25 protein-coding genes, 1 other RNA gene and 1 riboswitch are annotated in these 25,720 nt (G+C 62.6%); of the genes, 13 read left to right on the plus strand and 13 right to left on the minus strand.

Annotated features, from left to right (window positions below; all coding sequences use genetic code 11):
- Positions 1–68: 68 nt before the first annotated feature.
- A complete protein-coding gene (locus OUZ30_RS08075; protein WP_266181716.1) occupies positions 69–1,466 on the plus strand; it encodes a class II fumarate hydratase in 1,398 nt (465 codons plus the stop codon).
- 24 nt (positions 1,467–1,490) lie between these two features.
- Here the strand turns inward: OUZ30_RS08075 and OUZ30_RS08080 are convergent, their stop codons facing one another.
- Positions 1,491–2,057, minus strand: a complete 567-nt coding sequence (locus tag OUZ30_RS08080; RefSeq protein ID WP_266181717.1) for a DUF2884 family protein — start codon at positions 2,055–2,057, stop codon at positions 1,491–1,493.
- 586 nt (positions 2,058–2,643) lie between these two features.
- Here OUZ30_RS08080 and OUZ30_RS08085 point away from each other — a divergent pair.
- Positions 2,644–3,003, plus strand: a complete 360-nt coding sequence (locus OUZ30_RS08085) for an outer membrane lipoprotein (protein ID WP_266181718.1) — start codon at positions 2,644–2,646, stop codon at positions 3,001–3,003.
- Between the two features lie 99 nt (positions 3,004–3,102).
- Here the strand turns inward: OUZ30_RS08085 and OUZ30_RS08090 are convergent, their stop codons facing one another.
- From OUZ30_RS08090 to OUZ30_RS08105, 4 genes are read right to left on the minus strand one after another with little or no spacing between them, the layout of a single operon-like run.
- Entirely contained in the window at positions 3,103–4,071 is a 969-nt protein-coding gene (locus tag OUZ30_RS08090; protein WP_266181719.1) for a hypothetical protein, read from the minus strand.
- Positions 4,068–4,925, minus strand: a complete 858-nt coding sequence (locus tag OUZ30_RS08095; protein WP_266181720.1) for an ABC transporter ATP-binding protein — start codon at positions 4,923–4,925, stop codon at positions 4,068–4,070. The genes OUZ30_RS08090 and OUZ30_RS08095 overlap by 4 nt, the downstream gene beginning before the upstream one ends.
- Positions 4,922–5,308 carry a GntR family transcriptional regulator gene (locus OUZ30_RS08100; RefSeq protein WP_266181721.1) on the minus strand — a complete coding sequence of 129 codons (387 nt, stop codon included), beginning with the start codon at positions 5,306–5,308 and terminating at the stop codon, positions 4,922–4,924. The genes OUZ30_RS08095 and OUZ30_RS08100 overlap by 4 nt, the downstream gene beginning before the upstream one ends.
- Positions 5,309–5,314: 6 nt before the next feature.
- Complete coding sequence (locus OUZ30_RS08105) at positions 5,315–5,632, minus strand: hypothetical protein (protein ID WP_266181722.1); 318 nt, start codon at positions 5,630–5,632, stop codon at positions 5,315–5,317.
- Between the two features lie 289 nt (positions 5,633–5,921).
- Between OUZ30_RS08105 and OUZ30_RS08110 the strand changes: the two genes are divergently transcribed.
- Complete coding sequence (locus OUZ30_RS08110; protein ID WP_266181723.1) at positions 5,922–6,707, plus strand: SDR family NAD(P)-dependent oxidoreductase; 786 nt, start codon at positions 5,922–5,924, stop codon at positions 6,705–6,707.
- A gap of 273 nt (positions 6,708–6,980) precedes the next feature.
- On the opposite strand, the gene OUZ30_RS08115 is transcribed toward OUZ30_RS08110, so the two are convergent.
- The 4 genes from OUZ30_RS08115 to ssrA all read right to left on the minus strand — a co-directional run bounded on the left by OUZ30_RS08115 (position 6,981) and on the right by ssrA (position 12,165).
- Positions 6,981–7,202 (minus strand): TonB-dependent receptor, encoded by a 222-nt coding sequence (locus OUZ30_RS08115; RefSeq protein WP_266181724.1) that lies wholly within the window; start codon positions 7,200–7,202, stop codon positions 6,981–6,983.
- A 367-nt stretch (positions 7,203–7,569) separates the two neighbouring features.
- Entirely contained in the window at positions 7,570–8,751 is a 1,182-nt protein-coding gene (locus tag OUZ30_RS08120) for an FG-GAP repeat domain-containing protein (RefSeq protein WP_266181725.1), read from the minus strand.
- Between the two features lie 158 nt (positions 8,752–8,909).
- Positions 8,910–11,081, minus strand: coding sequence for a choice-of-anchor tandem repeat GloVer-containing protein (locus tag OUZ30_RS08125; RefSeq protein WP_266181726.1), 2,172 nt, complete (start codon positions 11,079–11,081; stop codon positions 8,910–8,912).
- A 693-nt stretch (positions 11,082–11,774) separates the two neighbouring features.
- Positions 11,775–12,165: a transfer-messenger RNA gene (gene ssrA, locus OUZ30_RS08130) on the minus strand.
- A 119-nt stretch (positions 12,166–12,284) separates the two neighbouring features.
- Here ssrA and OUZ30_RS08135 point away from each other — a divergent pair.
- Positions 12,285–12,737, plus strand: a complete 453-nt coding sequence (locus OUZ30_RS08135) for a GNAT family N-acetyltransferase (protein ID WP_266181727.1) — start codon at positions 12,285–12,287, stop codon at positions 12,735–12,737.
- Positions 12,738–12,752: 15 nt separating this feature from the next.
- Here the strand turns inward: OUZ30_RS08135 and smpB are convergent, their stop codons facing one another.
- Positions 12,753–13,241 carry an SsrA-binding protein SmpB gene (smpB, locus tag OUZ30_RS08140; protein WP_266181728.1) on the minus strand — a complete coding sequence of 163 codons (489 nt, stop codon included), beginning with the start codon at positions 13,239–13,241 and terminating at the stop codon, positions 12,753–12,755.
- Positions 13,242–13,322: 81 nt separating this feature from the next.
- On the opposite strand from smpB, the gene OUZ30_RS08145 reads away from it, so the two are divergent.
- Entirely contained in the window at positions 13,323–13,754 is a 432-nt protein-coding gene (locus OUZ30_RS08145) for a type II toxin-antitoxin system RatA family toxin (RefSeq protein WP_266181729.1), read from the plus strand.
- Positions 13,747–14,028 (plus strand): RnfH family protein, encoded by a 282-nt coding sequence (locus OUZ30_RS08150; RefSeq protein ID WP_266181730.1) that lies wholly within the window; start codon positions 13,747–13,749, stop codon positions 14,026–14,028. The genes OUZ30_RS08145 and OUZ30_RS08150 overlap by 8 nt, the downstream gene beginning before the upstream one ends.
- 21 nt (positions 14,029–14,049) lie before the next feature.
- On the opposite strand, the gene OUZ30_RS08155 is transcribed toward OUZ30_RS08150, so the two are convergent.
- On the minus strand, positions 14,050–14,499 hold the full coding sequence (locus tag OUZ30_RS08155; RefSeq protein WP_266181731.1) for an outer membrane protein assembly factor BamE: 450 nt from the start codon (positions 14,497–14,499) through the stop codon (positions 14,050–14,052).
- A 76-nt stretch (positions 14,500–14,575) separates the two neighbouring features.
- Here OUZ30_RS08155 and fur point away from each other — a divergent pair, with 76 nt between their 5' ends.
- Complete coding sequence (gene fur, locus OUZ30_RS08160) at positions 14,576–14,992, plus strand: ferric iron uptake transcriptional regulator (RefSeq protein ID WP_266151316.1); 417 nt, start codon at positions 14,576–14,578, stop codon at positions 14,990–14,992.
- Between the two features lie 341 nt (positions 14,993–15,333).
- On the opposite strand, the gene OUZ30_RS08165 is transcribed toward fur, so the two are convergent.
- Positions 15,334–16,929, minus strand: coding sequence for an MASE1 domain-containing sensor histidine kinase (locus tag OUZ30_RS08165; RefSeq protein WP_266181732.1), 1,596 nt, complete (start codon positions 16,927–16,929; stop codon positions 15,334–15,336).
- 82 nt (positions 16,930–17,011) lie between these two features.
- On the opposite strand from OUZ30_RS08165, the gene OUZ30_RS08170 reads away from it, so the two are divergent.
- Positions 17,012–17,647: a response regulator transcription factor gene (locus tag OUZ30_RS08170; RefSeq protein WP_266181733.1), complete on the plus strand. Its 636-nt coding sequence runs from the start codon at positions 17,012–17,014 to the stop codon at positions 17,645–17,647.
- Between the two features lie 37 nt (positions 17,648–17,684).
- On the opposite strand, the gene recN is transcribed toward OUZ30_RS08170, so the two are convergent.
- Positions 17,685–19,355 carry a DNA repair protein RecN gene (gene recN / locus OUZ30_RS08175; protein WP_266181734.1) on the minus strand — a complete coding sequence of 557 codons (1,671 nt, stop codon included), beginning with the start codon at positions 19,353–19,355 and terminating at the stop codon, positions 17,685–17,687.
- 120 nt (positions 19,356–19,475) lie between these two features.
- On the opposite strand from recN, the gene hrcA reads away from it, so the two are divergent.
- The 5 genes from hrcA (at position 19,476) to dapB (ending at position 25,416) form a co-directional block, all read left to right on the plus strand.
- Positions 19,476–20,540, plus strand: a complete 1,065-nt coding sequence (hrcA, locus tag OUZ30_RS08180) for a heat-inducible transcriptional repressor HrcA (protein WP_266181735.1) — start codon at positions 19,476–19,478, stop codon at positions 20,538–20,540.
- Between the two features lie 87 nt (positions 20,541–20,627).
- Positions 20,628–21,146, plus strand: coding sequence for a nucleotide exchange factor GrpE (grpE, locus tag OUZ30_RS08185; protein WP_266181736.1), 519 nt, complete (start codon positions 20,628–20,630; stop codon positions 21,144–21,146).
- Between the two features lie 158 nt (positions 21,147–21,304).
- Positions 21,305–23,233 carry a molecular chaperone DnaK gene (dnaK, locus tag OUZ30_RS08190; protein ID WP_266181737.1) on the plus strand — a complete coding sequence of 643 codons (1,929 nt, stop codon included), beginning with the start codon at positions 21,305–21,307 and terminating at the stop codon, positions 23,231–23,233.
- A gap of 128 nt (positions 23,234–23,361) precedes the next feature.
- Positions 23,362–24,489 (plus strand): molecular chaperone DnaJ, encoded by a 1,128-nt coding sequence (gene dnaJ, locus OUZ30_RS08195; RefSeq protein WP_266181738.1) that lies wholly within the window; start codon positions 23,362–23,364, stop codon positions 24,487–24,489.
- Between the two features lie 123 nt (positions 24,490–24,612).
- Positions 24,613–25,416 (plus strand): 4-hydroxy-tetrahydrodipicolinate reductase, encoded by an 804-nt coding sequence (dapB, locus tag OUZ30_RS08200; RefSeq protein WP_266181739.1) that lies wholly within the window; start codon positions 24,613–24,615, stop codon positions 25,414–25,416.
- A gap of 98 nt (positions 25,417–25,514) precedes the next feature.
- A riboswitch (yybP-ykoY riboswitch) is annotated at positions 25,515–25,659 on the plus strand.
- Positions 25,660–25,720 lie beyond the last annotated feature (61 nt).

Here is a 25,720-nt window from a genome sequence, read left to right on the forward strand (position 1 = left end):
TCTTGGCGGCGCGCTAACGAAGCCGGGCCTATAGTCTCCCCAACTTTCCCGCCAGGAATCGCAAGGATATGAGTCAGTTCCGCATCGAACACGACAGCATGGGCGAGCTCAAGGTGCCGACCAAGGCGCTGTATGGCGCCCAGACCCAGCGCGCCGTGGACAATTTTCCTATCTCCGGCCTGCACCTGCCGCGCAGCTTTATCCGGGCCCTGGGCCTGATCAAGGCCGCCGCGGCCGACGCGAACCTGGCGCTGGGATATCTGAAGAAGACCCAGGCCACCGCGATTCGCCGGGCCTCGCTGGCGGTGGCAAAGGGCGACTACGACGACCAGTTTCCGATCGATGTGTTCCAGACCGGGTCGGGCACCAGCACCAATATGAATGCCAACGAGGTGATCGCCCATCTGGCCAACCGCGCTGGTAGCAAGATCCATCCGAACGATCACGTCAACTATGGGCAGAGCTCCAATGACGTGATTCCGACCGCGATCCATGTCAGCGCAACGCTCACCACCAGCGAACAATTGCTGCCGGCGCTCAAGCACCTCAAACGCACCATCGACCGCCGCGCCCGTGAACTGCGCAATGTGCCCAAGACCGGTCGCACGCATCTGATGGATGCGATGCCGGTCACGTTCGGACAGGAGCTGTCCGGTTGGGCCGCACAGATCGGCACGGCCATCGAACGCATCGAGGACAGCCTGAAACGCATGCGCCGGTTGCCGCTGGGTGGCACGGCTGTCGGTACCGGCATCAACGCCGATCCAAAGTTTGGTGCTGCAGTAGCGCGCGAACTCAGGAAGCTCACCGGTGTGCGTTTCGAAACCGCAGAGAACTACTTCGAAGGTATGGCGGCACAGGACGCAGCGGTGGAATTATCTGGCCAACTGAAGACGTTGGCGGTGGGCCTGATGAAGATCGCCAACGACCTGCGTTGGATGAACTCCGGTCCGCTCGCAGGTTTGGGAGAAATCGAGTTGCCGGCCTTGCAGCCCGGTTCGTCGATCATGCCAGGCAAGGTCAATCCGGTGATTCCCGAGGCGACCGCGATGGTCGCCGCCCAGGTCATCGGCAACGACGCGGCGATTACCATCGCCGGTCAGTCGGGCAATTTCCAGCTCAACGTGATGCTGCCCTTGGTGGCCCACAACCTGCTGGAGTCGCTCGGCATCCTGTCCAACGTCAGCGTGTTGCTGGCCGACAAGGCCATCGCCGGCTTCAAAGTGAACACCGCGCGGGTGAAGGAGGCCTTGGACAAGAACCCGATCCTGGTCACCGCGCTCAATCCGGTGATCGGTTACGAGAAGGGCGCGGCAACGGCCAAGCAGGCCTATAAGGAAAAGCGCCCGATCCTCGATGTGGCGCTGGAAACCACCGGCTTGTCGAAGAGCGAGCTACAGAAACTGCTCGACCCAATGACGCTTACGCGCGGTGGCATCCACGGTGGAGGCGGTGGCGGCGGTTGAGGTGCCGCCGCGGTGCTCAAGCCCTCAGTTTGAAGAGTGCTCGCGGCACTTCTCGACATTCGCTTCGCCCAGTGCCGTCGCATACGGCTTGAACGCGTCGAGTTGGGTGGCCAGTTCGTCCTGCGCCGCCTTCATGCTGGCCACGTCGTCGCAAATCTTCCCGGCGGCAACTTTCACGTTCTTCGCCGCCGCTTCGATCTCGTCGTGGGCGGCGGCTTTGTCTTCGTCGCTACCGGCCAGCTTGCTGGCGACCGAACCCACCGCTTTGGCCGCCGTTGCGGCGCCTGCCTTGCCGGTGGCGATGGCGTCCTCACGCATGGCTTGCGCCGATGCGTTGTAGTGCTGCAGCAATGCGCGCTGCGCGTCGTTAACGGGCACATCATGGCCGTCGATGGTGAGCTTGCCGCTGCCATCGACGACGGCATCCGGTGCGCCTTCGGCGTGGATGGTGACCTGGCCGTCCTGCAGCGTGATGCGGTGGTTGATGATGTCGGTATGTCCGCCGAACACCTGGGTATCGTTGGACGAGTTGCTGCAGGCTGTGATCATGCCGGCGATCGCCAGCAACAAGGGGAGACGTCGAAAGATCATGTGCTGGCACTCCTTATCCGGGTTCAAAGCCTGAGTTCGGTGCGACGTAGGCGGAGCTGTTGGCACGCGGGCAAGCTTGTCGCTCGGGTCGATCATACGAGCTGTGGTTCAACCCATGCCACGGAAGGTGGGTCGATCGCGGTGCCGCAGGAAACAGCGGCAATCGATGATGGCATGGCGCTCAACCTCCTCGCCGACCACATTTTCGATCGGATGGCACCGCTGAACGGGTACGCGCACAGGCATGGGCAGCCATGGACGACGCGCTTCGGTAAACGGGAGGCAACCCGGACACGGACCTGGCTGGAGCGGTCGCTCGCACACACTTTTTATGCACATTCGGTGTGCTCACTTAGGCCAGCACACTTGGCGTGCACGCTCTTCTCGAAAGCTTTGAGCACCGGGGTTGCTCCACAAGCCGAAGCTTTATTTGCTGTCCATATCACCTGCAGAAATTGAGGAGAAGACTTTTATGAATGCTCGTCTCAATGCGCTTCGCACTATGTCGTTCGCGCTCTGTGTCGGACTGCTCGTTTCAGCTTGTGAGACGCAACCTAGCGCCAACAGGTTCAGTTCCAATCAGGCCATGACGGCGCAGAGCGTCGAGCTTGGCACGGTGGAGACCGTCCGTGACGTAACGATTCAGCCTGGGAACTCCACCTTGGGCGCGGCTACGGGTGCCGTACTGGGTGGCCTCGTGGGTAGCAACATCGGCAGTGGCACCCGCGCCAATACGGCCGGTGCGGTGGCTGGCGCCGTCGGTGGCGGCCTGGCCGGCAATGCCATCGGCCGTGGCTCGAGTACGGCCGGTGTTGAAGTGGGTGTACTGCTGGATTCCGGTCGACGCTTGAACATAGTGCAGCCGGGGACTTCGAATGATTTCCGCCCGGGTGACCGCGCGCGGGTGAGCTCCGGCGGTGGCACCACCCGCGTCGTCCGCGGGTGAGCTTCGGCGGTCGTACGACTCGCGGCACGTGTTGATTTCAAAAGCTTGCCCCACCGGCACTCCGCATCCTTGCGGAAGGTGCCGGTGGGGCAAAGTACATCAGCTGTCGTCACGAACCCGGCGGAACCATACGGCACCCGCGATGAGTGCAATGCCGGCGGCCACGCCAAGCCACAGATTCGGGGTTGCCAGCAGGCCGTAGGTGTGAGCGGGGGACAGCACGCTAAGCGGATCGTTGGAGTCCATGTCCGACATGGAGCTCAGGTTGTGGTCGCTGAACACAATGCTCGAACCCGGAAACACGCTGAGCAGTACGCGCTGTACGACATGGGTCCAAAACCAGGCCGTCGGCAGGTTGAACAAGCCCATGATGCCGAACCAGCTGACCATCAGGCCGAGTACCACCGGCACCGCCATCGCCCACAGGAAAGGCTTGGTGCGTGACCAGGCCGAGCAGAACATCAGCCAGCCGACGGCGGGCAGGGCCCACAAGGTGTACAGCGGAACCGCGCTGAGCAAGCTGCCGATGACCCGGAAAGGATGCGCCAGTGTCAGCAACTGCCAGATATTCACGCCATGCAGCGACAGCACGACCGCGTAGATGAGCAGCTGCATCACGCCGCAGATGATGCTCACGCACACGGCGATGACGGGTGCTATGACCGCTGCGCTGACCACTTTCGAGAGCACGGTGCTGGTGTCGGACACCGGCAGCGATTTCCAGAACAGCACGCTGCGGTCTCGACGGTCGTCGTACAGCGAGCCCAGGCAATAGAACAAGACCACCAGGCCCATGACGATGCCGATCAGGCTCATCGAGGAGAGCATCGCCACGTCCACGGCCGAGCCGATGTGGGCCAGGTCGCCGGCGTCCGCGTGTTCGATCATCATGCGGAAATCGTTGCCGCCGATCATCATGGCGCCATGACGCGAGCCCAGCACTTCAGCGGTGATGATCGCCATCAAGTTGAGTATCAGGAAGATCGCGCCGGTAATCACGGGCGCCCAAAGCAAGCCGCCGCGATGTTCCCAGTATTCGCGCTTCATGAGCCAGTAGAAGGTTTTCATGCGTAAGTCCCCTTCATGGTGGCGACAAACAGGTCGCTGACTGTGGGGCGCCTGACTTCGCCCATGCGTTCCAGCACGGCGCGGTCGGCACCGTCGAACAGGAAGATGCTCTTGCCGAACACCTGACGCTCATCCAGCGGTTTCAGCTGGCGCGCGGCTTCGGCCTTGTCGGCGGTGACCATGACTTCGGCAAAGCGCTCGCCCACGGCATCCATATCCGTATCCAGGACCAGCTTGCCGTCGCGAATGAACATGAGGTCGGTGAGGATGTGTTCGATCTCCTCGACCTGGTGCGTCGTGACGATGATCGTCTTGTTCTCGTCGAAGTAATCCTCCAGCAGGCTCTGGTAGAACTGCTTGCGATAGAGGATGTCCAGACCGAGCGTCGGCTCGTCCAGCACCAGCAGACGGGCGTCGATGGCCATGACCAGCGCCAGATGCAGCTGCACGATCATGCCCTTGGACATCTGCTTCACGCGTTGGTTGGGCGTGAGCTTGGTGCGCGCCAGGAACGCCTCGCACTTTGCCCGATTGAAGCGTGGGTGCACGTTGGCGACAAAATCGATGGCCTCGCGCACCCGGATCCAGCGCGGCAACACCGCGACGTCGGCGATAAAGCACACCTGTTCCATCAGGCGGTCGCGCTGGCTGCGCGGATCAAAGCCAAGTACGTTCAACTCGCCCCGGAAATCGGTCAGGCCGAGGATCGCCTTCAGCGCCGTGGTCTTGCCTGCGCCGTTGGGTCCGATCAGCCCGACGATGCGGCCCGATTCAATCCTGAAGCTCACATCGTCCAGGGCGAGGGTGTTCTTGTATCGCTTGGTCAGACCAGTAGCCGTCACAACCGCGTTCATGACTGGTTCTCCCCGTTAGCCGACGCATGGTCCGGCGCTTCCCGCAGCAGGGTTTTCAGATCCAGCCCAAGGCGCTGCAGCCGGGCGAAGAGCGAGGGCCATTCCTCACGAAGGAAGCGCTCACGTTCGGACTTAAGCAGCGCTTCCCTGGCTCCATCGATGACGAACATGCCCAAACCCCTCCTTTTTTCCACCAGTTGATCATCGACCAGTTCCTGATACGCCTTCGAAACGGTCAGCGGGTTGATTTGAAAGTCCGCTGCCACCTGGCGTACTGACGGCAGCGGGTCGCCCTCGTTCAAGGCGCCGTCCAGGATCATGGCCACTACGCGCTCGCGCAATTGGCGGTAGATCGGGACGCTGTCGTTCCAGGTGATGGTCATATGCGTTTATTCCTTGCTGATACGGCCGAACGTGGTGCCGAACGAATAGTAGGGCATGGCCAGCTGGGCCCCGAGCACACTTGCGTTGGCCGGGGAGGCCGGGCTCAGCAGGTGTGAGACCGTCACGGCGGCCACACCGGCCTCGCTCAGTGCCGCAGCGCGGAAGTCTTCGGCGCTCGGGCGGACTTCGACGGGGGCCAGGTTGATGACCCGGACGCCGTTGATCTCGCTCACGGGAACCATCTTGAAGTTGGAGTTGATGGCGGCCAGGCCTGCGGTGGTGAACAGGGCAGCGGCGGTCAGTGCTAGTAGGTTCGCTTTCATGGCTGTACTCCTTTAGTGACCTCGTGGACCGGTGTTGTAGTGAACTATAACACCATATCTTGAGCTGTCAACAGGCGGATCGAAAATTCGCAACATGACTGATGGCCTATATGGCTGAACGAGTGATCCGGGCGGGCCATGGCGCCTGGAAGCCGGGGGGAATGCTGCGCCGACCGAGGCCGGCGGGGCAGGGGCGGCCATCAGGCATCGCGGGTGACAGGCATCACCTCGCCGTGTCCCGGTCGGCGCCATGATTCAATGGCGTTCGAATCCACGAAGGAGGCAATCCATGGATGTTGGTCTGGCCGGACGTGTCGTTGTCATCACTGGCGCCAGCAAAGGCATTGGACTGGCGTGCGCGATGGCGTTCGCACGCGAAGGTGCGAAAGTGGTGGGCATCTCGCGCGACCTCGCGCACCTGCATGCCGCCCAGCACGATCTGCAGCGCGAAGGGCTGCAGATGGATGTGGCCGCCGCCGACCTGACCGATAGCGTCGCCGCCCAAATGGTGACCGAGTACATCGAGAACGAGTTCGGTCCGATCGATGTGTTGGTCAATTGCGCTGGCGCAGCGAAGCGCACACCCGTCGTCGAGTTACATGCCGATGCCATGCACGCATCCATGCAGGCCAAATACTTCACCTACATGCATATCATCGATCCGGTGATTCGCCGCATGTCAGCGCGCGGACGCGGAAGCATCGTCAACGTCGTGGGGCAGGGTGGACGCCAGGCAAACCCCATGCATATCGGCGGCGGTGCCGCCAACGCAGCACTCATGCTCGCCTCCGTCGGCTACGCCACCGCCTATGCCGCGCAAGGCGTGCGCGTCAACGTGATCAATCCCGGCCTCACGCGTACCGGTCGTGTGCAGGAGGGGCTCAACGCCTCCTCACGCGCCACCGGTCGCGCGACTGATGAACTTCTCGCCGAGCAACTTGCGGAAATTCCCATGGGGCGCATGGCCGAGCCTGCGGAGGTCGCCAGCGTCGCCATGTTTCTAGCGTCGCCGTTGGCGAGCTATGTCACGGGGGCGGTGATTCCCATGGATGGCGGGAAGACGAGCGTCATTTGAGCGAAGAGATGGCTGGCTAAATGCGTGGTGATGGCCCGTACTGCTGCTCGATCAAAAGTAAGTCAACCCGCACCATCCCCATTTTCGAAATGCCTGCTAAAAAAGCACTCTGACCCGGTTTTTGATCCGGGGTTTGCTTGGGCGCATCGACCATCCGAAACATTGCGGATGGCTAAACCCAGGTGACGCGCTGTACAGCGATATCGTGGAGCGCCTTGAGTTGCTCGCGGCTCTTCCTCGGAAAGTGTCGCCACCACGCTGGAAACCACGGCCCTAATGCACGTTAACCCAAACGCCCTCAATGTCGTCTTTAACCGCGATCTGCAAATCGGCTGTGGGGAGCTTGGACACGTCAAAGACCCTTCCGTGCCTCATGCCACGGTAGATCCCATGGAAGCGAAACGTCGCCATCCAGCGAACACTGCCATTGACCGAGGGCTCGTACTCGCCCTCGTAGGCAAAGCCGTTCGAGGTCGTACCGAAAATATTAGCCATGATCCAGACCTCTCAATGCCCCAGTGCATTGACGGTACTCCGGCGGCGCATTTGCCGTGTGAACCTTTTGGTGTGGATGCCGGCCAACCAAGGCGACAGACTGACTTGCTCTGTTCAACTCGAAGCGCGGGTGTCGGTACCTTCGTGCGCTATCTCGCAAGGCATGAACGCCTAAACAAGAACGCCCGGCAATCACTTGCCGGGCGTTTTGCTATGGGCGGGTAGTGGAGTCGAGCCCACATCCGAAGGCGCTTGATGCGCGGCATGTCATGCCGAGCTCACAGCCTGTCCCGCGACGAAACTGTATACAGGAACATCGAGGGGCCAACCTTTTTCATTCAGCCCTTGCTCACGCCTGCAAGGCTTTTTATTGCCACGGCGGTGCGGCTGTCCCATTACCTGGTGCACCCACCACGTACCAACCAACCGGATAGGTCCAGCTGTCCCGGCCCGGCAATATCGGCCCGTTACCCGAAAAGAGAAGATCGGAACCCGGCAAGCCTCCCGTGCTGATGGATGGTGTAGCCGGACTGATCGCGTACAGCGCGGTTGCGTTCACTCCGTTGCCTTCAATGAGATAACCACCGGAAAGCATGGTGGGCACCGCGCCATCCCAACCCGTACCGCCCTGGAATCCGGTCTGGTTGCCATTTGCATCGAATATGCGTGAAAAGACGCCACCTGTGGCGATGCCGTTCGTGACGAATTCAATGCCCATGCCGTTGCCCATGAAGCCGCCGCCAATGGCCCAAACGTTGGCAAGGCTACCGACATGGGACGACAGGTTATACGATCGGAATCCCGCGCCAATGCTGTCCCAGATATAGAGATCGTTCGCCGCGCTGGTCCACAGGATGCTCAGCTTGTTCGATGGCTGGTAATAGCCGATGCCGATGGGGTAGTAGCCACAGGCGATATCGATGATCTGGTAACCGGTGCGCACGGCCCCCTTCATCGTCCAGTAGGCAAATTTGCATTCGGACGGATCGAGCCACAACAGGTCGTCGTAGCCATCGCCGTCGACGTCGCCCGCGCCGATCAACTGCCACTGGCTGGGATAGGTGCCAATTTCCGTCGACGTCCAGCCGCCCTGCTGGTTATTGGTCCACAGCCACAGGTCGCGATTGGCGCTGGTGAACACCAGGTCGGCGAAGCCGTCGTTGTTGAAGTCGCCCACGGCACCTACGAAGTAGCCTGGGGTTACCGGGTAGGTGCGAGTGCCGGTGCGGGTCACACCGCCACCTGAAAAAGGTACGCCTACGGTGGTGGCGTTCATGGTCCAGTAGCCAACCTGACTTGTGATCGGGTTAAACCAGAGCAGGTCGGACGTGCCGTCGCCGTTGAAATCACCAGGCACATGTGTGCTGCCGGGAATAGGCGTCGAGACCTGCAAGGCAGGCAAGGTACCGAACTTGACCACCGGTGAAGTCACCGTGGTTGAGACAGCCGCCATGGCACGCGGTGGTTCCGCGGCGTATGCGCCCGTCGCCAGAGAGGCGGCGAGCAGGAACGACAAAACAATGTTGCCCGTGCAGTATCGATTGAACATGATTTCCCCCATTCAAGTTTGACGAGTCTTCCAGACTTCCCGACGGCAACAGTCAACTCTCTACCGTGTGAAACTTTGTTTCCGGTTCATGCGCAGAGCCCCTGCATGCGATGACGCGATGAAGCGGGCATGTCCCGCTCCATCGCTCCCTGTGTCGATTACGGAGAGCTGGGGATGTTTTTCCTGAACACCGTGGTGTCGGCGGCGGGTGCCGCGAGCGTGGTCGTGGTGAACGTGCATTGCGAGGCACACGTTCCTGCGTTGGTCGACAGGATCAGGTTGCTGCCGTTACTCCACACCAGGTCGGCCAGGCCATCGTTGTTGTAGTCATCCACGCCCACGATGAACGTGTTTGCCGCGCCTGCGTTGGACACCGCGACAGTGGCCTTGCGCTGCGCGCCGTTCATCAGCCAATAGCCCCATTGAGTGCCATCGGTTTTCATCCACACCAGGTCGCTCTTGCCATCGCCGTCCATGTCAGCGGCGCCGACAACTTTCCAGCCGCTGGGGTAGGTTCCCGCATAGGCCGCATTGAAGTGTTGGCCGATCGACGCGCCGTTGCTGTACCAGATGTACAGATCGTTGTTGGCGCTGCTCCACAGCACGTCGAGCTTGCCGTCGCCGTCAAAGTCGCCTTCCGCGATGGGGTAGTAGCCAGGCGCGTACGTGGTGGCGTAGGTGGATTTAATGCTTGCGCCATTCATCAGCCAGTAGCCGAACTGGTGCGTGCTCGGGTCGATCCAGTAGAGATCGGCCTCACCATCGCCGTCGATGTCACCCGCACCCGTGACGCTCCAGCCGGCGGGATACGTGCCAACGTACACTGCCTTGAATCCCGTCGCGCCAACCTTGCCACCTAACCACATATAGAGATCGTTCTTTGCGCTCGTCCAGAGAATGTCCGGAACGCCGTCGCCGTCGAAGTCCGCAACGGCCACCGGGTAATAGCCGCTGGCCACCGTCTCGAGCACCTGTTGTGCGCCCAGCCGGTTGATCAGGCGTACGTCCAGTTTGCCTGTGCTCTTGTTGGTCAGCACGATGTCGTTCATCGGCAGGAACGGCACTTTGAAGACGGCGCCAGCATTATTGGCACCGCCCGTGATCGTCGTGCCGTAGAGATAGCTATCGGAGCCCAACATGAGCGCATACGGGTAACGACCGTCCGCCGCACCTGTTGCGCTGAAGTCATAAAGGGTCTTGAACGATCCGTCCTGGCCCATGACGAAGATGATGCCGTTGCCATTGGCGCCGCCCGAACCGGTGGTGCCGTAGAGGTTGCCATCCACACCAAGCACCAGTGGACCGTTCGGGCCCGCGCCGCCCACGTTGCCGTTCATTCCTGCAGGGAAGTCGTGCAGCACCGTGAATGTCAACGTCGACGGGTTGAAGCTGTACAGCACACCCGTACCGTTAGAACCACCCATACATAGCGCACCAAAGAGCACGCCGTTGGGCCCCGCCGTGAGGCTGCCGTTATTGCTTACGGCTTCACCCGACCCGCATCCGACGCTTGCACCTGGCGTGGGGAACGAAAAGAGCTGGGTGACTTCGCCACCTGGCGTCACACGATAGATAATTCCCTGGTCGTTGGTCCCGCCATTGCGCGTCGTACCGTAGAGATTGCCGTCACTACCGACGACGAGCGTGCCGTTTGGTGCAACGCCTGTCACCGCACTCGACGATCCGAACGTATAGAGCAGTGAGAATGTGCCCGTCGGACTCACCGAGAAGATCGTTCCGTCGCCGGAGGCGCCGCCAAAGAGCGCGACACCATAAAGCGTGCCGTCAGGGGTCTGCGTCAAGTTCGCGACCGGAAGCGAACCGTCAGCGTTGATTACGTTGAATCCGCTCTGTGTTGTAGCGCCAAAATTGTGCACGGTGGAGAACTGGCCGCCCAAAGCAAGACTGTAGATCGCGCCATTGGATGCAGCCCCGTTGCTGACCAGCATGCCATAGAGCTGGCCGTTGGTGGCCTGCATCACGCCACCTAGGGCTTGCAACTTCAGGCTGGGGTCAAAGTCGTAGAAATCGGTATAGCTGCCCGTCTGCGAGATGCGGAATACGCCACCCGCATTGCCACTGTTGCGATTTTTCGCGGCGCCATAGAAATTGCCGTCGCTACCTTGCACAAGGTGCGTATTGGGCAAGCTCAAGCCTGTCCCTCCGGGCAAGCTCGCCACCAGCGTCGGTATGATCCTTTGCGTCGGTGCTGCGAGGGCGCCGGAGGCAAATACGCCTCCCAGCGATACCAGAACCATCGCCGCGATCCTTCGCATGCGCGTGGCGCGCGAACTCGTCTGGTCAACTTTGCCGTGCTCGAACCGTTCCATCGTTTTCCCCAGTGACAGTCATGACATGAAAGAGCGGCGTTGCTGCAAAGGCAGAACCCGTGTCAGTCAACGACAAGCGAAGGGCAGGGCGAGCGTGATTCACGGGGCGCAAGCGCAATGCTGTGGGGCGGTGCTGTTGGAGTGGGTCCCTCGACGCTTCGGCCGTCCGAACGCCACGCACAATCCTTCGCCGGATACTTGCGTATCCGCCCAGCACCAACACCATGAGCACGATCGAATGCCATCCGCTGCTCTCCCTGCTTCCTTGTGGCGCACAGGAGAACCGGGCGCAAAAACTTGCGCACCTTCGATAATGCAAACCGTATTCCCCCAGCCGAGAATCGTGTCACGGCATAACCTGACGTCGCAAGTATCTATGGCGTCTTGATGAATGTGCGGAGATGGGATCCCGTGCCAGGTGCGCCGTTGCGAAATGTGCCAACCGGGCGACCGCGAACTTGCTGCACGAGCACGTTGTTGCACGGGGATTGCAAGGCCATCCCCTGGTGAAACAGCTTTATGGAAAGGTGCTCGACGATCAAAAATATCGAGTGGAGGGGAGGCCATGGACGGCCCCGCGTTGATGTATTCCTGGCCCGTTGGAAAAGTCGATGACTGATCCTGACGGCAGGGGCTGGCGAATACGACCCAACAAAAAAACGCCCGGCAATCACTTGCCGGGCGTCTTGCTATTGGTGGAGGTGGCGGGAGTCGAACCCGCGTCCGAAGGCGTTTGACGCCCGGTACTACATGCTTAGCTCACCGTTGGATCTCACCCCGCGACAGCACGATGTGCGAAGCGCATCGAAGGGCCAGCCTGCTTGATTTAACCCTAACCGACAGGCGGCAGTTTCGGGCGATTCCGTGATAGTGACCCAAATTGCTACGAGCACAGACACAAGTAGGTTTGGGGCTCGGTCTTAAGCGACCATGCCGTTATCGCAGCGTATTAGGCGGCGAGAGCGGTGGGAGCGTAGTTGTCGTCGTTGGCAACTATAAGTTTGCCGCTGGATTAACGAGGAAAGCTGCCCCCTCGGCATGCACCAAGCCATCTCACTACCCCCGTCGAAGCCAGGACACCCCCGGGGAAGATCGTATTGCTGGTCAGGCAGTATATGGAGGTTTGCGCGGATACATCAAGGCCGCGCACGGCGGTTCCGCAGCATCTATCGTTGGCGCGGGGACCATCAAAGGGAAGGGGACATGCTGCGTATCCGTTTGGCGGGACTGTCCGATGCTGGCCTGATGACTGACCTGCGCTGCACGTTTCTCGAGGAAATCGGGCAGCAGCTGGAGGACGGCTTCGCGGACTATTTGCGCAGCTGGATCGACGATGCCTTGGCCGATGGCCGCTTGCACGTCTGGCTGGCGGAGCTGGACGGTCGCATCGTGGGTTGCACGGCAGTAAATCCGTATCCGCGCATGCCATCGGCGCATTACCCGCGGGGCGTAGGCTGGCATCTGCACAACGTCTATGTGAAACCGGTGAATCGCAAGGCAGGCATCGCGCTTGCCTTGCTGTCCGCCGTGGGGGCGGCGGCGCGCGAGCAGGGCGTGGATGTATTGAGCCTGCGCACCGAACCTCAGGCGCGCGCACTTTACGAGCGTTTCGGTTTCAGCACGGCGGTCGATGCGATGAGCATGTCGCTCGTCTAAACGACGAGCGATACCTCAGGCTTTATTGTGCGCACGCATGGTGCGCTGTTTCTCGCGCTGCCAGTCGCGTTCTTTCTCGGCGTCGCGCTTGTCGTGATCCTGCTTGCCCTTGGCGAGACCGATTTCCACCTTCACCTTGTTGCCCTTCCAATACAGGGCCATGGGGATGAGGGTGTAGCCCTTGCGCTCGACGGCGCCAATCAGCGTGTCGATCTCCGCGCGATGCAGCAGCAATTTGCGCGTGCGGCGATCGTTCGCTACGACGTGCGTGGAGGCACTGATCAGCGGCGGAATGGAAGTGCCGATCAGGAAAATCTCGCTCCTGAGGACCATGGCGTAGCTGTCGCCGAAATTGATGCGACCGGCACGCAGTGACTTCACCTCCCAGCCCTGCAGCTCAAGCCCGGCCTCGAAGCGCTGGTCGATGTGGTACTCGTGGCGCGCGCGCTTGTTGAGCGCGATGGTGCCGCCAGCGTTCTTGTCTTTGTCCTTAGCCTTGGCCATGTCCGTTAAACTTCGGGCTGCTTGCCCTGATGATGATCCTGCCGTGTGGCCTGGATCCAGATGATTCCAAAAGAGGCTGATGTGATCGAAATCCGCCGCAGCGCCCTGGTGCGATATTCGCCGGCCCAGATGTTCGACCTGGTAAACGAAGTCGAAGCATACCCAAAGCGTTTCCCCTGGTGTGTCGCCGCCGAGATTCTCGAGCGTGGGGAAGATGTGCTGGTGGCGCGGCTGGATCTCAAGTACGCCGGCTTTCGGCAGAGCTTCACTACGCGCAACACCACGGCGCGTCCGCAACGGCTGCACATGAACCTGGTGGATGGACCTTTCCGCAGCCTCGACGGCCTGTGGGAGTTCATCGCACTAGGCGACGCGGGCTGCAAGGTGTCCTTTGCGCTGGACTTCGATTATGCCGGACGTCTTGGTGGCACGGCGCTCAAGCTGGGCTTCCAGGGACTTGCCGGCCGTATGGTGGACGACTTTTGCCGCGAGGCTGAGCGCACCTATGGCTGAGCAGATCACCGTCCACGTGGTCTACGCCGAGCCGGAACGCCAGTTCGTTCGCCGCCTGACCTTGCCGGCGGGTAGTACGGTGATGCAGGCGATCGAGGCTTCAGGCATCGCCCAAGCGGTTGCAGGACTGGTGATCGACCCGGCGAGCCTAGGCGTTTTCTCCCGCAAGGCAGCGCCGGAACAGGTGCTAGGCGAGGGTGACCGAGTGGAGATCTACCGGCCGCTCACGCTCGATCCGAAGGAAGCACGCCGGCGCCGAGCCCACGAGGGCTGATTCGGCGCCGACATCGCGACGTCAGTTGCCGCCACCGTCCTTGCCGCTGTCCTTCTTGTCCGAGCCACCACCCGTGCTCTTGTCACCGGAGGTTTCATCGACCGGGTAGCTGGCGTGGTACTTCTTGGTGTCGTTCACCAGCTTCTGCGCGTCTTCGGCAAAGAAGTCGCCATCGGTGCGGACCAGGGCGTCGTTGTTGAAGGTCAGCGTCAGCGTGCGGATCTTGACCGGGCCGCCACGGTGCTGCTGGGTGGAAACGTAGTTCCATTGGTTCTGGCTAAACGGCGAGTTCACCGACGGGGAACCCATCAACACCTGCACCTGACGCTTGGTCATGCCGGGCTGCAGCTGATCCACGGTTTTTTTGTCGAGCAGGTTGCCCTGGTACACGTCTGGGGTATAGATAAGACGGCAGCTGGCCAAAGAAAGGGCCAGCATGGCAAAACCCAGCGTGCGAATCAGCTTTTGCATGCGTGTTGCGTCCGGATCGTAAAGGTGTCGGATGATACACTAACGGCCCCGTGGCGCCGTGTGCGTGGAGTTTGCTATGGAACAGGAAACCAAAGAACTACGCAAAGCCGGCCTCAAGGTGACGCACCCGCGCATGCGCATCCTGCAGATCTTCGAAGACGAGGAGGCTCACCACCTCACGGCCGAAGACATCTACAAGCGCCTGCTGTCCCACCAGGAAGACATCGGCCTGGCGACGGTGTACCGCGTGCTGACCCAGTTCGAGGCAGCCGGCATCGTCGTCAAGCACAACTTCGAGGGTGGTCAGGCCGTCTACGAACTGGATCGCGGCAAACACCATGACCACATGATCGATGTGGACAGCGGAAAAGTGATTGAGTTCGTGAGCGAGGAGATCGAGCGGCTACAGCACGAAATTGCGGCACGCCACGGTTACGTTATCGAGGATCACAGCCTGGTGCTCTACGTGCGTCCGAAGCACCGGACCAAGTAAGGCCCCATCAAGGCATCGAATAGAGGGGCGGCAGCGGGCGCGTTGCCGGCCTTTTTCTTTGGCGAAGCGCGTCGGCGTTCGCCCATAAAAAAAGCCGCGGGAGGACTCCTGTCCACCCAACGGCTGATCCGTTACCGGATGGCTCCATATGAAGGCGAGTTGCTCGCTCAACCTGGATATGCCACCGACTCCGGCGAACGGCATCCTGCCGTCCTTCATGCCCACCGTCCCCACGGTTGACATGGCTCACCATCTTGCGATGGTGGCTCCCCCACATCGATGAACCGAGACTAACGAACCCTTCACGAAGCGGGTATCAGAAAATTTCCTATGCCTGTGCTCTAAGCCCGCGACAAATCAGCAATACTTGTGCTGCTGCGCAACAAAATGCGCAGGTGGACCCCCTGCGATTCGGGGCGCACGCGGAACAGACCGCCCAATGAGGTCACCCGATCACGCATGCCCTGCATGCCCCTGCCACCACGCGGCATGCGCGCTGGCAGGCCAATGCCGTTATCCCTGATGTCGAGCAGGGCCATCGCGACACCTTGTCGCTCGCCGATACGAAGGCGCAGCTGGAACATGTCCGCCTGGGCGTGCTTGACGGCGTTGGTGGCGCTCTCCTGCACGAGGCGATAGATCACCGTGCGGGTGTCGTCGTCGAGCAGGCGCGGATCCCCGTGCAACTCGGTGTGGTAGGCGACACCCGCGGCGTTGAGCAGATCGCGGATCGGCCCCTCATCCAACGCACGCAGCAGGCCGAACTCATCCAGTACGGCGGGGCGCAGGTCGTCCAGCAACCGGTGCAGCGCGCGTCGCATATGACCGAGGATGGCGTTGATCGAGATGCCGATATCGTCCATACCGGCCTGCGCCAGGCGTGATTGCGCCAGCTTTACGTGGGTCTGGATGGCAGTGAGGTTCTGCCCCAGTTCGTCATGCAGCTCGGCGGCCATGTGGCGGCGTTGGTTTTCCTCGGCCTGCAAGTTGCCGCGTGCGGCGTCGCGTAGCTGGCGTGCGAGATGGTCCAGGCGTCGATTGACCGCCGCGAGATAGACGTTCTGCTCGGCGACACGCTCACTGCTGCGCCGCAGCGCGTCGGTGGCCGAGCCAAGCATCAAGGCACCGGTGCCGGCCACGGCCAGGAACAGCTCGCCGGCGGCGCCAGGGGCTCCGTGGCCCGATATGTGATCGACCACGGTCATGCCGAGGCTGGAAATCAGCATGGCCAGGCTGGCGCCGCGCCAGCCGTGCCGGAAGGCGAAGAACAGCACCGGCGCCAGCGACAGCACCCGAGCGAACTGGGGCTGCGGCGCGCCATGCGAGGACAACACCATCAGGATCGCCAGCGATGGCAGCAGCACCAGCAGGCCGTCCATCAACAGGCTGCCCAAGGCGCGCTTGCGCAGTCGTGCCCGCAGCAGCATGACCAGCAACGGGACGACCAGCAGCACGCCCACGTAGTTGCCCAGCAGATCCTGGCCCATCGCCTGGACCAACAGGTCCGAGGTTGGGCTGGCGTGCACGAGGGCAAGCAGAATGGCGTCGGTGGCGGTGGTGGCGGCTACGGTGAAGGCTGCCGAGAGCAGCAGGCGGGCAACGTCCTCCGGGTCACGCAGGCTGGCATGGAGGTTGGCCCGTCGCATCAGCCACAGGCAGATCGTCACCACGATGGGTTCGGGAAACTCGCCCAAAAAGAAGCCCAGCCAGCCCAAGGGCAGGCCATGGGCAATGCCAATCAACCCGGTCGCCGCGAACTCAGCACCCAGCAGCCAAGGCCACATGCGCATGGGCGACAACAACAGCGCGCCGAAGCGAAGACCGTAAGGCAGCATCCAGTAGGGCTGTTCGGTCGGCCACAGCAGTAGCCAGAGCAGGAAATAGCCGAGCCCGAGCATGAGGGTGGAACCGGGGAGTGACGATGATTTCGATGGCATGCGCGGGATGTTACATGGCGCCCGCCAGCTGATATGCGCAGGGGTATAGGCGGCCATCATCGGGACTGCTATACATGTCGCCATGTACAGCATTGTTTTGGTCGATGACCACGCCATCGTCCGCGAGGGGTTCAAGCGGCTGATCGAACTGGAACCGGATCTCGAGGTGGTGGCGGAGTGCCGCTGCGCCGATGATGCGGTGGAAGCGGTTGGTTTGCGACGACCAGACCTCGTGGCGCTCGATCTCTCACTGCCCGACGGCAGTGGGCTGCCGCTGATCGAGCATTTGCGTAGCGTCGCGGTGGACACGCGCATCGTGGTGCTGAGCATGCATGACGGTGAACCTTACGTATCAGAGGCGCTGCGCCGCGGCGCCAGTGGCTACGTGACCAAGGGTGTGGCGCCGGAGGAATTGGTGGCCGGCCTGCGCGCCGTGATGCAGGGCGAATGCTTCCTCAGCTCCGATCTGCGCCGCCGTCGCGCTGAGCGACCGAGCGAGGGGCTGGATCCGATTCACCGCCTGACCGCGCGCGAACGCGAGGTGTTCCTGCTGCTGGCCGCCGGTCGAGCGCCCAAGCAGGTGGCCGGCGAACTGGGCATTGGCCAGAAGACGGTCTACATCCACCGCGCCAGCCTGATGGGCAAACTGGGAGCTGGTTCGGAGCTGGATCTCTACCGCATGGCGACTGAGCGCGGCATGCTTCCGCGACGCGCCTGATTTCCCCCTCTCCCCCAAGGGGAGAGGGGGCCAGAACTCAGGCCTGCGCGCGATCCAGCATCTGCTTGGCGTGGGCGCGTGTTTCACGGGTGATCTCGACGCCGCCCAGCATGCGCGCCAGCTCGTCGCGGCGTCCGCCGGCATCCAGCTTCTCGATTTGCGTGCGGGTGGACTCGCCGTCGCTGGCCTTGCTGACGCGCAGATGTGCATGGCCCTGCGCGGCAACCTGCGGCAAGTGGGTGACGCACAGCACCTGGCGTTGCCCGCCCAGGGCGCGCAGTTTCTGGCCGACGACTTCGGCTACGGCGCCGCCGATGCCGGTATCAACCTCGTCGAAGACCATGGTGCCAACCGTGTCCTTGCCCAGCGTCGCCACTTCGATGGCCAGGCTGATGCGGGCCAGTTCGCCGCCCGACGCGACCTTGCGCAGTGGGCGCGGCGGCTGACCGGGGTTTGCGCTGACCAGGAGTTCGCAGCGTTCGCGGCCCTGGGCATCGGGCTCATGCTCGGTCGATGCTTCCAGCTCGACCACGAGACGGCCACCGCTCATGCCGAGCTCGGCCATCAGCACGCTCACCTCGCTACCCAGGCGCGTGGCGGCATCGCGGCGCGATGCGCTGAGCTTGGACGCGCTAGCGTCGTAGTTCTTTTGCAGCTGCTCTCGCTTCAGAGCGAGCTGTTCGAGCGCATCGCCTGCACCTTCTAGTTCGGTGAGCTCGGCACGTAACGCCGATGCCTTGTCGTGCAGTTCGACCGCGGACACACGGTGGCGCCGGGATAGCTCGTGCAAACGGGTCAGGTGAGTATCGACGTCGGCATAGCGGGCGGGGTCCAGATCGACATCCTGTGCGTAGCGGCCCAGGCCGTCGGCGGCTTCGGTGAGCTGGATCGAGGCGTTGTCGAGCAGCTCCAACACGGGCGCCAGCTTGTCGTCCAGGGCCGCCAGCTTGCCCAGCTCCATATGGGCCCGGCTCAGCGCGCGACGCAGGGCGAAATCGCTGTCGCCATCCAGCAGCTCGACCACGCCACTGGCACCTTCGGCGAGGCGGCCAGCATTGGCCAGTCGCTTGTGGCTGGCTTCCAGCTCGGTCAGTTCGGCAGCGGGGAGGGCCCATTTGTCCAGCTCGCCCAGCTCGTGGCCCAGCAGCTCGATGCGCTGTTCGCGATCATCGCCACCGCTGAGCTTGCGGATGCGGGCGCCCAGTTCACGCCACTGCTGGGCCAGTTCGCGAATCTGCCCGACCAGCGTTTCGTTGCCCGCATAGGCGTCGAGCAGTTCCAGCTGATGGGCGCGCGACAGCAGGGCCTGATGTTCGTGCTGTCCATGGATCTCGACCAGCAGGGTGGCCAGATCGCCCAGCTGGCTGGCGTTGGCGGGGCGGCCGTTGATCCAGGCGCGCGAGCTGCCTTCGGCACGGATGACCCGTCGGAGCTGGCAGGTGTCATCCTCGTCCAGCTCTTCGCGCTTTAGCCAGGCACGGGCTTCGGGCAGGTCGTCCAGGCTGAACTCGGCGGTGAGTTCGGCCCGATCGCTGCCGGCGCGCACCATCCCGCTGTCGGCACGGGCGCCGGCCAGCAACATCAGGGCATCGACCAGCAGGGATTTACCGGCACCCGTCTCGCCGCTGACGACGGTAAGGCCCGGGCCGAAGGCGATCTCGGCTTCTTCAACGACGGCAAAATGGCGGACGTAGAGCGAAGTAAGCATGGGCGAGGGTATGGTGAAGTCGGTGGATTGTAGCGGTTGGTTGGGCCGGTTGACCGTGTCCGGGCTTGCGCGCGGGCGCGGCAGACCTTATTTCTTGTCTATCTCACGGATTGCTACAGCATGCCTCTTTCCTTCGGCCACGAACTCGATGCCCGCGCGCGACGCCTGCTGCGCACATTGATCGCCCAATATCTGGCCGACGGCGAGCCGGTGGGCTCGCGCACCCTGTCGCGCTCATCCGGATTGGACGTCAGTCCGGCCACCATCCGCAACATCATGGCCGACCTGGAAGAGGCGGGCCTGGTCGCCTCGCCGCATACGTCGGCGGGGCGCGTACCCACGCCACGCGGCCTGCGCCTGTTCGTGGACAGCCTCATCGAGTTGCACCCGTTGCCGCAGGACGAGATGGCCCGCCTGCGCCGCGAGTTGCCCCCGGGGCCCACCACCACGCGCGATCTGCTCGGCAACGTGTCATCCCTCCTATCGGCGATGACTCACTTTGCGGGTGTGGTCACAGTGCCGCGGCAGGTTGATTTTCCGCTGCGTCATATCGACTTCGTGCCGCTGCCGGACAGTCGCGTGCTGGTGATCCTGGTGTTTTCGGACAACCAGGTGCAGAACCGCATCGTTCAGCTGGCCAAGCCCCTCGACGGTCGCGAACTGGAGCAGGCCGCCAACTACCTCAACAGCCAGTACGCCGGTCTGCGCCTGGACGATATCCGCGCCCATTTGCTGCGCGAACTGCGCGAGACGAGCGGGGAGCTCAACCAGCTGCTGTCCAGTGCCGTGGAGTTGGCAGCCGCTTCGTTTGCGCCGCAGACCGAGGAGAGCGACGACGTCCTGGTCAGCGGGCAAACCAACCTCATGGGTTATTCCGAGCTGGCCAACCTGGAGCGCCTGCGCGAATTGTTTGAGGCATTCCAGAAGAAGAACGAGCTGCTCCAGTTGATGGAGGTCTGCTCCAAAGCGCCCGGCGTGCGCCTTTTCATCGGCGAGGAATCGGGTTTCGCCGCGTTGGATGGCTGCAGCGTGGTGACGGCCAGCTACGGCGCGCAGGGGCGCGTGTTGGGGGCGGTAGGCGTCATTGGCCCCACCCGGATGGCCTACGAGCGGGTGATCCCGGTGGTACAGGCAACGGCCAGTTTGCTCAGCGACGCCTTGAATCGCGCCGCCACGACCCTATAACGCGCCCGGGAGGCGGGATTTACCCGCAGAATTTGTTGACGGTTGGTGCCCTGGGGCGCCGGCCACGGATAAGGCTTGGAGTTATTCATGCAGAGCAACGATCCACAGGCACCGAACGAGGCACAGGGCGAGTCGCCCCAGGCCGAACTGGACGCACTCAAGGCGCGCGTCGCCGAGCTCGAGGCTGGCAACAGCGAGCTGCGTGACACCGTGCTGCGCGAAAAGGCCGAGATCGAGAACCAGCGCCGCCGCCTGCAGCGTGATGTAGAGCAAGCCCGCCGCTTTGCCAACGAAAAGCTGTTGAACGAGCTGCTGCCGGTATACGACGGTCTCGAGCGTGGACTGGAAGTGGAGGGCGGTGATGTCACCACGGTGCGTGAGGGTATCTCGCTCACGCTCAAGTCGCTGCTGAAGATTGCCGAGAACAATGGTTTGGTCCAGGTCGATCCGCTGGGCCAGCCGCTGGATCCGGAAAAGCACCACGCCGTCAGCATCGTTGATGCCCCGGGTGCTGCTCCCAACACCGTGGTCAACGTGCTGCAGAAGGGCTATGTGTTGAACGATCGACTGTTGCGCCCGGCGTTGGTAGCGGTCGCGAAGGATTGACGCCTTGCCGGAGGTCGAGGACGCCTGAACCGCGTCCCCTTCGGGCCTAGGCAGTAGCATCGGAGGTCTTGCCGGCATTGAGATGCCAGGCGTCGGGCCCCATCTGGAAACCAGTTGCGGCCGAGGGGTCGCTAAAAAGCATTCGGGAGTAGACAAACATGGGCAAAATCATCGGTATCGATCTGGGCACGACCAACTCGTGCGTCGCCGTGATGGATGGCACCACGGCGAAGGTCATCGAGAACTCGGAGGGCGATCGCACCACCCCGTCCATCGTGGCCTTCACCAAGGACAACGAAGTCCTGGTGGGCGCGCCGGCCAAGCGCCAGAGCGTGACCAACCCCAAGAACACCTTCTACGCGGTGAAGCGCCTGATCGGCCGCAAGTTCACCGACGCTGAAGTGCAGAAAGACCTGCACATCGTTCCCTACGGCATCGTGGCCCACGAGAACGGCGACGCCTGGGTGCAGACCGCCGATGGCAAGAAGATGGCTCCGCAGGAGATCTCGGCCAAGGTGCTGATGAAGATGAAGAAGACCGCCGAAGACTATCTCGGCGAGCCGGTCACGGAAGCCGTGATCACGGTGCCGGCCTACTTCAACGACAGCCAGCGCCAGGCCACCAAGGACGCCGGCCGCATCGCGGGCCTGGACGTCAAGCGCATCATCAACGAGCCGACCGCGGCCGCGCTGGCCTATGGCCTGGACAAGAAGGGCGGCGATCGCAAGATCGCGGTGTACGACCTTGGCGGCGGCACCTTCGACGTGTCGATCATCGAGATCGCCGAAGTCGACGGCGAGAAGCAGTTCGAAGTGCTGGCCACCAACGGCGACACCTTCCTGGGTGGCGAAGATTTCGACATGCGCGTCATCGACTACCTGGTCGAGGAGTTCAAGAAGGACCAGGGCATGGACCTGCGTAAGGATCCGCTAGCCCTGCAGCGTCTGAAGGATGCCGCCGAGCGCGCGAAGATCGAGCTATCGACCAGCCATCAGACCGAAGTGAACCTGCCGTACATCACGGCCGATGCCTCCGGTCCCAAGCACCTCAACATCAAGCTCACCCGCGCCAAGCTCGAGGCGCTGGTGGAAGACCTGGTCAAGCGCACCATCGACCCGTGTCGCACCGCCTTGAATGACGCCGGCCTGCGCGTGTCCGATATTCAGGACGTGATCCTGGTCGGTGGCCAGACGCGCATGCCCAAGGTGCAGGAGTCGGTGAAGGACTTCTTCGGCAAAGAGCCGCGCAAGGACGTCAACCCGGACGAGGCCGTCGCTGTCGGCGCCGCGATCCAGGGTGGCGTGCTGGGCGGCACCGTGAAGGACGTGCTGCTGTTGGACGTGACCCCGCTGTCGCTCGGTATCGAGACGATGGGCGGCGTGATGACCAAGCTGATCGAGAAGAACACCACCGTGCCGACCAAGGCCTCGCAGGTGTTCTCCACCGCCGATGACAACCAGACCGCGGTGACCGTGCACGTGTTGCAGGGTGAGCGCGAGCGCGCCAGCGCGAACAAGTCGCTGGGCAAGTTCGACCTGCAGGGCATCGACGCAGCACCGCGCGGCATGCCGCAGATTGAGGTCACCTTCGACATCGACGCCAACGGCATCCTGCATGTGTCGGCCAAGGACAAGAAGACCGGCAAGGAAACCAAGATCGAGATCAAGGCCGGCTCGGGCCTGTCCGAGGATGAGATCAACCGCATGGTCGCGGACGCCGAGGCGAACAAGGAAGAGGACAAGAAGTTCCACGAGCTGGTCAGCACCCGCAACAAGGCCGACCAGCTCGTGCACGCCACCCGCAGCGCACTGAAGGAGCACGGCGGCAAGGTGCCGCCTGATCAGCTCAGCAGCATCGAAGGCGCCTTGTCCGACCTGGAAAAGGTCAAGGACAGCGACGACAAGGCGGCGATCGAGTCCAAGATCGAGAAGCTCGAGCAGGTCGCCCAGGCGCTGTACGCAGCAGCCCAGGGCGGCGGCCAGGCGGATGCCGGCGCGCACCAGGCCGGCCCGCAGGGTCCGGCCGGCGGCCACCAGGACGATGTGGTCGATGCCGAGTTCACTGAAGTCAAGGACGACAAGAAGTAAGATGTCCCGGTCGGCGCTGCCGATCTAACGCAGCCCGCGCCCGGGACTCGACCCAGGCGCGGGCTGTTTGCTGAGGAGACATGGATCGCGCGATTCATGTGAAAGAGCGGTCTATGTCGGATGCAACAATGAGCAAGCGTGATTACTACGAAATCCTGAGCGTCGAACGCACGGTCACCGAGGCCGAGCTGAAGAAGTCCTTCCGCCGGCTGGCGATGAAGTTCCACCCCGACCGTTGCCCGGACGATCCGCACGCGCAGGAAAAATTCAAAGAGGCCAAAGAGGCCTACGAAATCCTGTCCGATCCGCAGAAGCGTGCGATGTACGACCAGCACGGCCATGCCGCCTTCGAGCACGGCATGGGTGGTGGTCGTGGTGGTGCCGGCTTCGGCGACATGGGCGACATCTTCGGCGATATTTTTGGCGACATTTTCGGCATGGGCGGCGGCCGCGGTCGTGCGCGCCGTGGCTCGGACCTGCGCTACATCATGGAGCTTGATCTCGAGGAAGCCGTGTTTGGCGTCGAGCGCAAGTTCGAGATTCCGACCCAGGTCAATTGCCACCATTGCAACGGCTCGGGCTCGGCGGACGGCAAGACCGTGCAGTGCCGTACCTGCCAGGGTCACGGCCGTGTTCGCATGCAGAACGGCATCTTCTCGATCCAGCAGGCCTGCCCGCATTGCGGTGGCAGTGGCCAGGCCATCGAGAAGCCCTGCAAGGAATGCGACGGCGAAGGCCGCCTGCAAGAAACACGCGCCTTGTCGGTGAACATCCCCGCGGGCGTGGACAACGGCGACCGCATCCGTCTGGCGGGACAGGGCGAAGCCGGTCCGGCCGGAAGCGAAGCGGGCGACCTGTATGTGGAAGTGCGCGTGCGCGAGCATGCGATCTTCCAGCGAGACGGCAACGACCTGCATTGCGAGCTGCCGATCCGTTTCTCGCAGGCTGCCTTGGGCGCCGAGCTGCAGGTGCCCACGCTGGAAGGCGAGGTGCCCATCACGATTCCGCCGGAAACGCAGACGGGTCAGCTGTTCCGCTTGCGTGGACGTGGCGTGAAGTCGGTGCGCAGCAGTCGTACCGGCGACCTGATCTGCCGTGTCGTGGTGGAGACGCCGGTGCGTTTGACCAAGGAGCAGCGCGACCTGCTCGAGCAGCTCGAGGCCACGTTCTCCGATGGCGATGCTCATCAGCACACGCCGCGTGCCAAGTCCTGGGTCGATGGCGTCAAGCAGTTCTGGTCGCGCGTCACTTCGTAAATGCATGCGCCTTCCCCGACCGGGGAAGGCGCTTCCATGCGGCCTTTCCCGTGTACGCCGCTCCTGGCTGCCGTTAGCATCGCGGCTTCCGTCTTTGCTGCTGCGCCCGAAAGGAGTCCACGCATGAGCCGTCCCGTTCGACTCGCCATCAATGGCGCCACTGGCCGCATGGGGCAATCCTTGCTCGGCTTGATCAAGGGCGACGCGCGCTTCGTCCTGGTCGCGGCCATCACGTCACCGGACTCATCTCATAGGGGCCAACCGGTCTACGTGGGTGACGACAGCTTGCGCTTCACGCATGGTTGGCCGAGCGCCAACGCGCTTGATGTGGTGATCGACTTCAGCGGTCCGGCGGGGCTGGCCGAGGCGTTGACCTATTGCGAGTCGCATGGGGTGGCCCTGGTCACCGGCACCACCGGTGTCGATGCGACCTTCAGCCAGCGACTGGCGTCGTCGGCACAACGCATCGCGCTGTTGCGTGCCGCCAATTTCAGCCTCGGTGTCGCCGTGCTGACCCGCTTGCTGCGGGAGGCCGCCGCGGCGCTGCCCGATTGGGACCTCGACATCATCGAGGCACATCACAATCGCAAGGAAGATGCTCCTTCGGGGACCGCGCTGGCGTTGGGCGAGGCTGCTGCGGATGGACGAAATACCACGCTTGCGGAAAGCGCCGTCTACGCGCGCGAGGGGCGTACCGGTCCGCGCGCGCACGGCACGATCGGTTTTGCGGTTGTACGTGGTGGCGATATCGTCGGCGAGCACGTTGCCTTGCTGATGGGGCAGGGCGAGCGCGTGGAACTGGCGCATCGCGCCACGGATCGCGCCATCTTTGCTCGTGGCGCATTGGAAGCGGCGCACTGGCTCAGCGGGCGCACGGCAGGTGCCTACGATCTCGATGCCATGCTGAGCGAACGAGCCGCGCACTGAGTAACGCCAGAATTACCTCCGTCCGTCATCCCAGCGAAGGATAGGATCCAGCGGCGCACCGGATGGCCCGAACTTGTCTGGCCACACCGCCGCGGCTACCATGGCAGGCATTGTCATTGGGGAGTAGCCATCCTCACCCCACTCGCATGCCGTCTCGGCTTGCGATTCCAGAGGAATCCACGTCAACAGACTTGAAGCCCCGGCTTCATGGCGTGGATGGCCCACCGATCACCGTCAGGGATCGGTAGCCCGGCGAGACCTTTGGCCACGACGCGCTCACCCGGCCGGGCGAGCTTGCGTCGTT

The organism is Dyella humicola (assembly GCF_026283945.1).
GTDB lineage: Bacteria > Pseudomonadota > Gammaproteobacteria > Xanthomonadales > Rhodanobacteraceae > Dyella > Dyella humicola.